The sequence below is a fragment of the Gilliamella bombicola genome, assembly GCF_900094945.1.
Lineage (GTDB): Bacteria > Pseudomonadota > Gammaproteobacteria > Enterobacterales > Orbaceae > Gilliamella > Gilliamella bombicola.
The window spans coordinates 1-10,917 of the sequence record NZ_FMAQ01000023.1 but is presented as its reverse complement, the minus strand read 5'-3'; the positions used below and the strand labels follow the sequence as shown (position 1 = coordinate 10,917).

General features: G+C 35.1%; 11 protein-coding genes and 2 pseudogenes. 3 read left to right on the top strand and 10 right to left on the bottom strand.

Features of this window, described 5'->3' with window-relative positions; translation table 11 throughout:
* The coding region (locus tag GA0061081_RS11020; RefSeq protein ID WP_141683380.1) for a hypothetical protein at nt 1–618 on the bottom strand (618 nt) is incomplete at its 3' end.
* Between the two features lie 1,378 nt (nt 619–1,996).
* Here GA0061081_RS11020 and mobB point away from each other — a divergent pair.
* Both mobB and mtgA read left to right on the top strand, forming a co-directional pair.
* Nucleotides 1,997–2,491, top strand: a complete 495-nt coding sequence (gene mobB / locus GA0061081_RS10895) for a molybdopterin-guanine dinucleotide biosynthesis protein B (protein ID WP_091350934.1) — start codon at nt 1,997–1,999, stop codon at nt 2,489–2,491.
* A 50-nt stretch (nt 2,492–2,541) separates the two neighbouring features.
* Nucleotides 2,542–3,234, top strand: coding sequence for a monofunctional biosynthetic peptidoglycan transglycosylase (gene mtgA / locus GA0061081_RS10890; protein ID WP_091350931.1), 693 nt, complete (start codon nt 2,542–2,544; stop codon nt 3,232–3,234).
* Nucleotides 3,235–3,237: 3 nt separating this feature from the next.
* Here mtgA and cobB read toward each other — a convergent pair whose 3' ends face one another.
* Nucleotides 3,238–3,921, bottom strand: coding sequence for a Sir2 family NAD+-dependent deacetylase (gene cobB / locus GA0061081_RS10885; protein WP_091350928.1), 684 nt, complete (start codon nt 3,919–3,921; stop codon nt 3,238–3,240).
* Between the two features lie 56 nt (nt 3,922–3,977).
* Nucleotides 3,978–4,793, bottom strand: coding sequence for a hypothetical protein (locus tag GA0061081_RS10880; protein ID WP_091350926.1), 816 nt, complete (start codon nt 4,791–4,793; stop codon nt 3,978–3,980).
* A gap of 110 nt (nt 4,794–4,903) precedes the next feature.
* Between GA0061081_RS10880 and GA0061081_RS10875 the strand changes: the two are divergent.
* Nucleotides 4,904–5,479: pseudogene (locus GA0061081_RS10875) on the top strand (aspartate/glutamate racemase family protein); the annotation flags it as partial.
* Nucleotides 5,480–5,483: 4 nt separating this feature from the next.
* On the opposite strand, the gene GA0061081_RS10870 reads toward GA0061081_RS10875, so the two are convergent.
* The 7 genes and pseudogenes from GA0061081_RS10870 to GA0061081_RS10840 all read right to left on the bottom strand — a co-directional run bounded on the left by GA0061081_RS10870 (nt 5,484) and on the right by GA0061081_RS10840 (nt 10,787).
* Nucleotides 5,484–5,693, bottom strand: coding sequence for a helix-turn-helix domain-containing protein (locus tag GA0061081_RS10870; protein ID WP_034910784.1), 210 nt, complete (start codon nt 5,691–5,693; stop codon nt 5,484–5,486).
* Between the two features lie 12 nt (nt 5,694–5,705).
* On the bottom strand, nt 5,706–6,284 hold the full coding sequence (locus GA0061081_RS10865) for a DUF2975 domain-containing protein (RefSeq protein ID WP_167349355.1): 579 nt from the start codon (nt 6,282–6,284) through the stop codon (nt 5,706–5,708).
* Nucleotides 6,285–6,454: 170 nt separating this feature from the next.
* The gene (rpoH, locus tag GA0061081_RS10860) at nt 6,455–7,315 is read right to left on the bottom strand and encodes an RNA polymerase sigma factor RpoH (RefSeq protein ID WP_091350919.1); all 861 of its coding nucleotides are present in this window, start codon (nt 7,313–7,315) and stop codon (nt 6,455–6,457) included.
* Nucleotides 7,316–7,516: 201 nt separating this feature from the next.
* Complete coding sequence (ftsX, locus tag GA0061081_RS10855; RefSeq protein ID WP_091350917.1) at nt 7,517–8,488, bottom strand: permease-like cell division protein FtsX; 972 nt, start codon at nt 8,486–8,488, stop codon at nt 7,517–7,519.
* The gene (gene ftsE, locus GA0061081_RS10850; RefSeq protein ID WP_091350914.1) at nt 8,488–9,147 is read right to left on the bottom strand and encodes a cell division ATP-binding protein FtsE; all 660 of its coding nucleotides are present in this window, start codon (nt 9,145–9,147) and stop codon (nt 8,488–8,490) included. The genes ftsX and ftsE overlap by 1 nt, the downstream gene beginning before the upstream one ends.
* A 9-nt stretch (nt 9,148–9,156) precedes the next feature.
* Nucleotides 9,157–10,080 (bottom strand): annotated as a pseudogene (gene ftsY, locus GA0061081_RS10845) (signal recognition particle-docking protein FtsY); the annotation flags it as partial.
* A 143-nt stretch (nt 10,081–10,223) separates the two neighbouring features.
* The gene (locus GA0061081_RS10840) at nt 10,224–10,787 is read right to left on the bottom strand and encodes a pseudouridine synthase (protein ID WP_091350912.1); all 564 of its coding nucleotides are present in this window, start codon (nt 10,785–10,787) and stop codon (nt 10,224–10,226) included.
* Between the last annotated feature and the right edge of the window lie 130 nt (nt 10,788–10,917).

The following is a 10,917-nucleotide window of genomic DNA, read 5'->3' as shown; positions in this document are numbered from 1 at the left end:
TACCGATATATTCCCAGATACACCATTTACAGCCGGCTCATCTCCATCATCATCTCGCCAATAATTATACCTTGTGACCAAATCACTTAAACTCACTGAATTAGTTGATGATGGGACTATCATTTCTATATGACTTAAATTACTCCCAACGTACGGCAACCTGATTGGATTTGTTGCACTTGTTGTATTGGTTGATGGCGTGATTACCTGACCATCCTGCAACCGAATTGACAACAATTTATCCGTTGATGTGGCTTTTGTTCGACCATTGTCGAATGTTAAATATGGCGCACTACCCACGATATATTTTGATGTATAAGCCGTTAATGCCACAGAACTCTGTGAATATGACAACAACAATACCACGAAGAACAACGCCGATTTAGAAAATCTAAATAATCTAAGTAAACCTGATAAGCTTGGTAAACCTGAAAATTTAGATAGAAGAGGTAAACGCCTCGACCCCGGCGATAACCCTGCCGATAACGTCTCCGATTTCGCTACGCGAAATGACCTCGGTGATGAAAATAAGAATTGTGTCTGATTTCGACTACGGTGAAATTTAAAAAGTTTTAGGGCGTAGGTTTGGCAGGCCAGATGCCAGATGCCAGATGCCATAAATGGTAACGCATTTCGATCATCCTGTCAAGTAAATTTTTGTTTTATTTAGATTTTTTATAACTGACTGCTCTAATAATGAGCACTCCCTTGCTTTGAAAGCGATTAAATTATAACCGCTTGAGTAATAATACGCTACCTTTTTTGTTAAAAATTTGTAAAGTTTTGTTAAAGGATAAGTCAGCTTATGTTGGCGGGCTTTGGGAAATGGTTTTGGTGATGTTTTTTGAATAAAAACATCAAATAAAAACTTCAATAAAATCAATACCTTTTCTGACCGATTTTTAGCGGAAAATCAGGCCTTTTTTGTTTTGGTGAATAGAATAAATTAAGTGCGCAGGTTTCGGACGTTTTGACCTTGGGTGAATAAAATAGCTACAGTGACCACGTCCGAGCTAAGGGAATTAAAGCGAATTCCTTAGCAATCCCGCGCTTGGCTGCAGAATGTGGCCTGCGGCACTACTCGTATCATCCTGATACTCGCCTCTTCGAGGCCACCTTCGCTATGCTCAGGTGTTCAAATTTGTTCCAGACAAATTTGTCCGCCGCCGTCGCTCGGTCTTGACGCACCGTTTGTGGACGCGCTCCCGGCGCACCACAAACTCGCCAAACATCCCTGTTTGGCGTGCTAACCTCGCTCTGTTGTCGGCACATTCTGACGCCGGAATAAGACAGACAACATAGCCATCGTTTTTGGGATGGGTTATTGTGTTTTTATAAGGCGGTTTTTACTAAAAAACACCAAATAAAAAATTCAATAAAATCAATACCTTTTCTGACCGATTTTTGGGCGGAAAATCAGGCCTTTTTGGGTTGGTGAATAGAATAAATTGGGTGCGCAGGTTTCGGACGTTTTGGCCTATAGTGAACAAAATAGCCACAGTGACCACGTCCGAGCTAAGGGAATTAGAGCGAATTCCCTGACAACCCACGCTTTGGCTGCAGAATGTGGCCTACGGCTACGCTACTTGTATCATCCTGATACTCGCCTCTTCGAGGCCATCTTCGCTATGCTCAGATGTTCAAATTTGTTCCAGACAAATTTGTCCTCCGCGCCGCTCGGTCTTAACGCACCGTTTGTGGACGCGCTCCCGGCGCACCACAAACTCGCCAAACATCCCTGTTTGGCGTGCTAACCTCGCTCTGTTGTCGGCACATTCTGACGCCGGAATAAGACAAATAACATAATCATCGTTTTTTGGGATGGGTTGTTGTGTTTTTATGAGGCAGTTTTTGTTAAAAAATAGCCAGAAAAAATTTAATAAAATCAATACTTTTCCTGACCACTTTTTGCTAAAGATGATCTCTCCTTTTTCAACATAGAAAATAGTGTATATTAGGTTTAAGTTGAATATAACCATTTTTGAATCACGAAATAATGAATATAAAAAAAACGCTCGCAATTTGTGGTTACAGTGGTAGCGGTAAAACAACCTTGTTGGCAAAGGTTATTCCGTTACTTGTTGAGCAAGGTTTTAAGGTAGCAACTTTAAAACATGCACATCACGATATTGAATTTGATATTTCAGGAAAAGATAGCTACAAATTACGTAAAGCAGGATCGTTACAAACAATTGCCGCATGTGATAATCGTTATGCTTTTATTTGCGAAACCCCCAATAAACCTGCTGATTTGCAGACTTTAGTTAATCAATTTTCTGATGTTGATATTATTTTAGTTGAGGGATTTAAAGATGAGCCAATCCCTAAAATTATTTGTCATCGAAGCCGTGTTCAAAAGCAGTTTTTTATCGATGATTTTACTTTGGCTATTGCTAGTGATGAGCCTTTAGATACGAATGTGCCAAGATTTGATATTAATCAGCCAATTCAAATTGTTGAGTTTATAAAAAGTTATTTATTAAAACGTTAATATATCGTATCTTATTTGCTAATTTTTTACGTTACTTTACCTGAATCAGCATGAAGCCTTTATTCAAAAAATTTTTAAATATAACTAAAAAAGTGATAATTGGATTTGTGCTATTGTCCGTTTTGCTTGTTTTATTAATGCGTTGGGTCGATCCTTTTGGTTCTATGTTGATGGTAGAAAGAAAAATCACTCATTGGAATGTTACTCAACAACGCACATGGAAAGATTGGGATCAGATCTCTAATAATATTAAAATAGCTGTCATTGCCGCCGAAGATCAAAACTTTTCTAATCATTGGGGATTTGATTTTAAGGCGATTAATCGGGCTTTACAATATAATCAAAATAGTAAAAAAATTCGTGGCGCCAGTACCATTACGCAACAAGTCGCTAAAAATATTTTTTTATGGCCATCGCGCAGTTGGGTTCGTAAAGGGTTTGAGTCGTGGTTTACGCTTTGGATCGAGCTTACTTGGCCTAAACAGCGCATACTTGAAGTTTACTTAAATAGCGTTGAATGGGATGAGGGCGTTTTTGGTGTTGAGGCGGCTTCTCGCCACTATTTTAACGTTAGTGCTAGCCAATTAACTCCTACTCAAGCAAGTTTACTGGCGGCTATTTTGCCTAATCCAAGAAAATGGAGCCCTGTTAACCCCAATAGTAATATTCAAAGAAAAGCAGAATGGATTCGTACTCAAATGAATAATTTGGGTGGTAAGTATTATTTAGATAAGCTCAAATAATAGCTAGATCAGTGTCGCTATAAATTTAGGTACCACTTTACTTGCTGGCCCGTAAATTTTGGTTTGAAACAGGCTTTCACCTAGACTTGGCTCTAAATTAAGTTCAATCGATTTAGCGCCAGCTTGATTAGCTATTTGTACAAAACCAGCAGCAGGATAGACATTGCCTGATGTGCCAATGGATATAAAGTAATCTGCTTGCGAAAGTGCATCATAAATTTGTTCCATTTGTAGGGGAATTTCACCAAACCAGACTATATGTGGACGAATTAATTTGTTTTGTTGATAATTCACATCGTTAAAGCAATCAATTATCTGTCCTGTTTTTTCATTACGCACTTTTAATAACTCACCATGCATATGTATTATATTTTTAGATCCAGCTTGTTCATGTAAGTTATCCACATTTTGTGTCACAATTAAGACGTTATCAGTGCCTAATTTCTGTTCTAATTCAGCTAGCGCAAAGTGGGCTGCGTTCGGTTTTACGCTTGGATTTTGTAATTTACGGCGCAACATATTATAAAAATCATGTACCACTGTTGGGTTGCGTATATAGCCTTCGTAAGTTGCTACATCATTAACATCATAACCTTCCCATAATCCATTTTGGGCACGAAAGGTTGATAAACCCGATTCGGCCGAAATACCCGCACCGGTTAGAATAACTATTTTTGGTATTGTCATAATTCATTACACCTTTATAATTTATCTAAGATTATTGAAAACAAAATATTAGCCAATTATTGGCTGTATTCGGTGGTAAAAATATGCAAAGCAGGCTTGCTTAGTTTTTGATATTGGCTGTAGGCGCTTGCCACTTTTAATCGAATATCTGCCTTGGATTCACCATTTAACCAACTGTTAATCATTGCATGTACACTATACGCTTCGGGCGCCATACGGTGCAAAGTTAAAATAAGCGGAGTAATACCTAGGCGCGATAGTGGTGGCGTAAAATATTGTTGGCTTTTGCAAGCAAATACCGCCGCATAACGTGATTTTTGTTTTTCTTGTTGTTCTTTTGATAATGTATCCCAACGCCAGCTATCAGGTAAATATTTTTTCCATGACCATTCCATTAGTGAATCATGACCAATGTAGACAACCAGATCAGCGCTGCCACCTGCTATGATCGTTTTATCACTTAATTTAAACGCTTTTACCTTTTTGCCTGCTGAGTAGTCAATAAAATCATCAACAGTATCGTTAATATATTTGCCATTATACGCCTGTGCAATGAGATAAACATCTTTGTCTTGGTGTTTGTAAATGATCTCTTCTAATATTATTCCTGATTTGGGTCGATTAATTTGTACAATTTGCCACTCTTTTTGCTTAGAAAAATAGGTTTTAAACCCGTAAGCAGCCCCCCAATAAAGGTTGTTTTTGGGATCTTGACCGTTTCCTATCGCCTTTGGAACAGGTGCAATCTTTTGATATTTGTTATCACAAAGCGCCACCAAAACATGGATCACTTTGGGATCGGCAAAACAGGGCAAGGAGAGTATGAAATAAATAATCGATGCAAACCATAACTGTGTTTTTCTTTTCTTCATTTAAGATTGTTACCTTAAAGGCCGTATTTATAACTACATTATTTTTTATATAGACTTTATAGCATAGCTATTCTACTATTTAGTAAGACGAGTTAACAAAAAATAAATAAATTTTATATAGCGTTGATTTTCAAGCGATTGAAAATTGCCAAGCCAATAATGAGTGGAATAAAAGCGCAGAAATTTTAATTGATGCGGCTAAAAGAGTAGAATTAGCTGGTGCAGATTTTATTGTAATTTGCACTAATACCATGCATAAAGTTGCAGATCAAATCCAAAAAGCAATTAATATTCCGATTATTCATATTGCCGATGTGACAGCTAAACATTTACTAGCACAAAATATTAAATCGGTCGCTTTGTTAGGTACTAAATATACAATGGAGCAGGACTTTTATAAATCTAAACTGATCGATAAAAATTTAAATGTGCTTATTCCAGAATCTCAAGACAGAAATATCATTAATCAGATCATTTATGATGAACTTTGCAAAGGTATTATTCAGCCTGATTCTAAGCAAGCCTATCTTAATATTGTTGATAAACTCGTTAAAAATGGCGCAGAAGGTGTTATTTTAGGCTGTACGGAAATAGGGTTATTAATCTCTCAATCCGATCGTAATATACCTTTTTTTGATACAGCCTTAATTCACGCACAAGAGGCAGCATTACTTGCAATAAGTTAATAAGTTATTCTTCGTTCGTATATTCTAGTATATCACCCGGTTGGCAATCTAGATGTTTGCAGATTGCTTCGAGTGTTGCTAGTCTAAATCCTTTTACTTTACCTTGCTTAAGTAATGATAAATTTTGTTCTGTAATACCAACTGCTACCGCTAGATCTTTTGATTTAACTTTACGTTTTGCTAGCATTACGTCTAAATTTATTATAATTGGCACATATGGCTCCTTTTAAATAAATTGTTTATTTTCTTCAGCTAGTTGGCAAGCTTTTTTCAATATTTGACCTATAAGCATAATACTCATGGCAGAAAATAGCGTTATAATATCATCACTAGAAAAAGAAATAGAAAAGTATCGTGCTGATGCGTCTTGATTATAAGTTAAGAGCATTGTCAATAAAGGTTCAGATAAAAAATTTATAATCCCCCATAAAACAAGCAATTTGCCAAATACGTAACAATGGTTAGCTGATTTTACCGAAAAATACTCTGATTGGCTGTAATTAATAAACAATAATCTAAGTTGATAAAATGCATAAGCTAAAATAAGTATTAATGAAGTATCGATTAACGTTGCGATAGCCGCTTGCCATCCAGATAACGATTTAGGATCAACATTATCAATCCCACTTTGGATAAAAGAAAACCCTCCAAATTCAAGCCCAATATTTTGCATATCAAAAAAATAATACAAGAAGGGGAATATTGAGCTAATTAACATAATTAGAATAGGAATTAATGTTAATAATGCCATAAAGCGACAATATTGATTCAATCGAGAATGTGTTTTAGTCATATCTGTGTTCATCTTTATATCCTTTCTTTTATAAAACTGTACACAATATAACATAAACAAAGCATAAAACAATAAAAAATTAAAACAAAACGATAATTTTTTATTGTTTTATTAGGTTGAAGTACAAAAAAAACCTTACTTTTTTATCAGTAAGGCCTAAGAAGTTAACAATAACAAATCAACTATGCTTCAATAGCCACTCGTAATTTTTTCATTGCGTTTTTTTCGAGTTGGCGAATACGTTCAGCTGAAACACTATATTTATCAGCTAAAACTTGTAATGTAGACTTACTATCATCCGAGTCTAACCAACGCGCTTTGATGATATCTTGGCTACGTTCATCCAATTTTAATAATGCATCATGTAACTTATCTGTTGCATCATTTTCCCAATTGTCATTTTCAATTGATTTTGAAAAATCAGAATTGCTATCTTCTAAGTAAAGTGCTGGCGCAACAATTGAATTATCATCGTCATCACTATCTATATCAAATGACATATCTTGTGCTGACATGCGTGATTCCATTTCAAGCACATCTTTACGGCTTACACCTAACTCATCAGCCACCATATCAACTTCAGCATTATTAAACCAACCTAAACGCTGTTTGGTCTTTCTTAGGTTAAAAAATAATTTTCTTTGTGCCTTAGTCGTAGCCACTTTAACAATACGCCAATTTTTTAATACGTATTCATGAATTTCAGCTTTTATCCAGTGCACAGCAAATGAGACTAGACGCACACCCATTTCTGGATTAAAACGACGCACAGCTTTCATTAAACCAATATTACCTTCTTGAATTAAATCAGCTTGTGGTAAACCATAACCTGAATATCCACGAGCAATGTGCGCAACAAAACGCAAATGAGATAATATCAATTGTCTTGCTGCATCAACATCGTCATGATAATAAAGTTTTTCACCTAATGATTTTTCTTCTTCTGCTGTTAGCATCGGATAGGTATTAACTGCGCGAATGTACGATTCAATATTACCTTGTGGAATTAAAGCACCTACTTGCATTTTTATATCAGTACTCATTTAACTCCCCCTTTAAATTAACTAGTTGTTGCTACATAGATAAAATGCAACAATTAAAAACGTTAAACTAACGTTCACTTATTAATTAGACCTCCAAGTTGTAAATTAGTTCATATTTTTTATTTAAAATTACTAAAACATCTTGCTAGGCTCAATACTTACTAAAACTAATATACATTTTAATTAGTTACGTCAAAATAGCTAGGTAATTTGTGTCATTTTTAAATATTTTTTAGTCGCAACAAACGATGAAAGCCATCCAATAATGATAGTAATAAGTATAATTAATAAGCTTTCATCCCATAGTAAGCCTTCAATATTAATAATTGTTCCAAAAGCATCAGAAACATTCAATATAATTGATTCTATTTGAAAGATAAATATTTCCGATAATACCAACGAAACAACAGCGCTAACAAAACCAATAAAAATACCGCTATATAAGAAAGGACGTAAAATAAAACCTTCTGTTGCACCAATTAATTGCATAACAACTATAGTTTGTTTTCTAGCAAAAATAGTTAAGCGAATACTATTACCTATTACAAGTGATACAGCAATAATCATAAATATCGAAATAATCCATACAACAGATTTGACCATATTCGTTAACGCAGTTAATCGGGTAAACCAACTATCATCTAATTTTATATCATCTATGCCATCAAGATTAAGTAATTCAGCTTGTAACCGATGCAATATGGCTGTTTTTTTTGCTTCTTCTTTCGGTACAATTATTGCGACAGCGGGTAATGGATTTTCATCTAATAAATCCAATGCACTACTAAATCCTGACCATGTTTTAAATTCTTCAATTGTCTTTTCTCGAGAAAGATAATTCACTTGTTCAACTTCCGAATAAGACTTAAGTTTAGCGATCAATTCAGTTGTTTGTTCAGGTGTTAATTCTTTATTAATATAAACCGTTAAGTTGGGAGTTGGATACCATTGTTGAGCTGTTTGATTAGCATTTTTCCAAAGTAGATAACTAATAGTAGGTAGAGTAATTGAGATAGCAATAACAAAAACGGTCAATAATGAGGCAAAAATATGCTGAGAAAAATCATTAAAAGTATTACGCCAAGCATAGCCAATTTGTCTTTTCCAACGTGAAAAAAAACTATTGCTGTCTTTTTTCTTTAATTTAGTGGGTTTAATATTAGCGTAACTCATTAATTTTTAACCTCTAAAAACCCTTGATTTAAATGCAGTATTCGATGATGCTTGCGACGAATAAGCCCCATATTATGGGTTGCCATCAAGACTGTTACGCCTGCTTGGTTAAATTCTTCAAAAAGTTTTAAAATATCCTTAGACAGTTTATCATCTAAATTACCAGTCGGTTCATCAGCAAGCAGGACAGTTGGACGATTAACAATTGCTCGAGCTATCCCCACTCGCTGCTGTTCACCGCCGGATAACTGTATTGGATAAAATTTCATTTTATTTAGTAATCCAACTTTATCTAGAGAAGCAGACACGCGCCTTTTAATTTCCTCCGCCGGTTTACCTAAAATAATTAATGGAATAGCTACATTATCATAGACGGTATGATCCATCAGTAATTGATGATCTTGAAAAATCATGCCAATTGTGCGACGCAAAAAAGGCATATCTTGTCGCCTTAAACTAGAAACATCAATACCATTTAGTAATACTTTGCCATCATTAGCTTTTTCTAATCCACAAATTAGTCGCATCAGCGTACTCTTACCTGCGCCAGAATGTCCTGTTAAAAATGCCATTTCTCCAGACAACAGGGTAAAGCTTATATTTTGTAATGCCGATTTACCACCAGAATAAACTTTACTTACACGCTGAAATTCTATCATGGCTTTTCTCTATTCATCTGTTTCATCAAATAAGGCATTGATAAAATCATCTGCAACAAAAGGTCTTAAATCTTCAATTTTTTCACCCACACCAATATAGCGGATAGGGATATTAAACTGATCTGCAATACTAAAGATGATACCACCTTTTGCAGTACCATCTAATTTAGTCAATGTCATTCCTGTTACACCGACTGCTTCATTAAATAATTTTGTTTGGCTAATAGCATTTTGGCCAGTACCTGCATCAATCGTTAACATAATTTCATGAGGTGCTGTTTCATCTTGCTTTTTAATCACTCGTACTATTTTTTTTAACTCATCCATTAAATGAGATTTGTTTTGTAATCGACCAGCAGTATCAGCAATCAATACATCGATTTTCTTTGCTTTTGCTGCTTGTATTGCATCAAAGATAACAGATGCCGAATCTGCATTGGTATGCTGTGCAATAACGGGGATATGATTGCGCTCCCCCCAAACTTGCAATTGTTCAACAGCAGCAGCACGAAATGTATCGCCAGCGGCAAGCATAACTGATTTACCTTGTTGCTGAAATTGACGGGCTAATTTGCCGATTGTCGTTGTTTTACCGACACCATTAACACCAACCATTAAGATAACAAATGGATTATGACTATTAATATCAAGAGGCTTATCGACTCCATCTAAAATAGATTTCATTTCTTGTTTTAAAAGCACATGTAATGCATCTGCATCTTTTAACTCTTTTCTTGAAGCTTGCTTTGTTAAGTTGTCTATAATTTTTTGCGTTGTATCAAAACCCACATCAGCAATAAGTAACTGTTCTTCTAGTTCTTCAAATAAAGCATCATCGATCTTTTTTCCTTTAAATAGACTTAAAAAACCAGATCCAATATTCTGTTTAGTCTTAAAAAGACCCTTTTTTAAACGGGAGAAAAACCCTTCTTTTTTTTGTTCAGTCATAAATAATTTATTCCACGATCATTTAAAGATCATTGTATCTTATTTTAGAATAAAGCCCAATGCATTCGATCTTTTAAAAAGATGATAAAAGAAATATTTTGTGATCCATAACCAATAAGTAACACTGATTATAAATAAAGATCTTTAGTTGTGATAAATCGCCATTCACTTAATGGTAACTGGTGAGTGAATAAATTATACTTTCCAATCTGCACACGCACTAGACGTAAACAAGGAAAACCAACCGCAGCACACATTCTTCTAACTTGTCGATTTTTTCCTTCTGAGATTGTAATACTTACCCATGAAGTTGGTACTGTTTTGCGTTCTCTAATAGGAGGTATTCTGTTCCATAATTGCAATGGTTCATCAAGAAAGGTTACTGTGGCTGGCTGTGTAAAAAATTCTTTTAATTGCACACCAGATCTAAGTTTATCTATAGCCTGTTGAGTAATAAGTCCTTCCACTTGTACCCAATAAGTTTTTGGCAATTTAAACTTTGGTGAACTGATTTTTGCTTGTAATTTCCCATCGCTGGTTAACAATAGTAATCCTTCACTATCGGTATCTAACCGCCCAGCCGGGTAAAATTTAGGTAAGTTTATAAACTCTTTTAATGTCTGATATTTTTCATGTGCTGAAAATTGACTCGTCACATTAAACGGTTTATTAAAGGCTATTAACGTGTTCATTTCGGGTATTTTTTACCATTTATATAATAAAATAAAACCACAAAAGCAAAAAAGCCCAGCATCACTGCTGGGCTCTCTCTAATTTAAAAGTCTGGCGGCACCCTACTCTCACATGGGTAATACCCACACT

What these genes read in the sequence shown, in the direction of transcription:
- mobB (WP_091350934.1), top strand. Translation starts at nt 1,997, where the DNA reads ATGAATATAAAAAAAACGCTCGCAATTTGTGGTTACAGTGGTAGCGGT.
- GA0061081_RS10880 (WP_091350926.1), bottom strand. Translation starts at nt 4,793, where the DNA reads ATGAAGAAAAGAAAAACACAGTTATGGTTTGCATCGATTATTTATTTC.
- rpoH (WP_091350919.1), bottom strand. Translation starts at nt 7,315, where the DNA reads ATGAGTACTGATATAAAAATGCAAGTAGGTGCTTTAATTCCACAAGGT.
- ftsX (WP_091350917.1), bottom strand. Translation starts at nt 8,488, where the DNA reads ATGAGTTACGCTAATATTAAACCCACTAAATTAAAGAAAAAAGACAGC.
- mtgA (WP_091350931.1), top strand. Translation starts at nt 2,542, where the DNA reads ATGAAGCCTTTATTCAAAAAATTTTTAAATATAACTAAAAAAGTGATA.
- GA0061081_RS10865 (WP_167349355.1), bottom strand. Translation starts at nt 6,284, where the DNA reads ATGAACACAGATATGACTAAAACACATTCTCGATTGAATCAATATTGT.
- cobB (WP_091350928.1), bottom strand. Translation starts at nt 3,921, where the DNA reads ATGACAATACCAAAAATAGTTATTCTAACCGGTGCGGGTATTTCGGCC.
- GA0061081_RS10840 (WP_091350912.1), bottom strand. Translation starts at nt 10,787, where the DNA reads ATGAACACGTTAATAGCCTTTAATAAACCGTTTAATGTGACGAGTCAA.
- ftsE (WP_091350914.1), bottom strand. Translation starts at nt 9,147, where the DNA reads ATGATAGAATTTCAGCGTGTAAGTAAAGTTTATTCTGGTGGTAAATCG.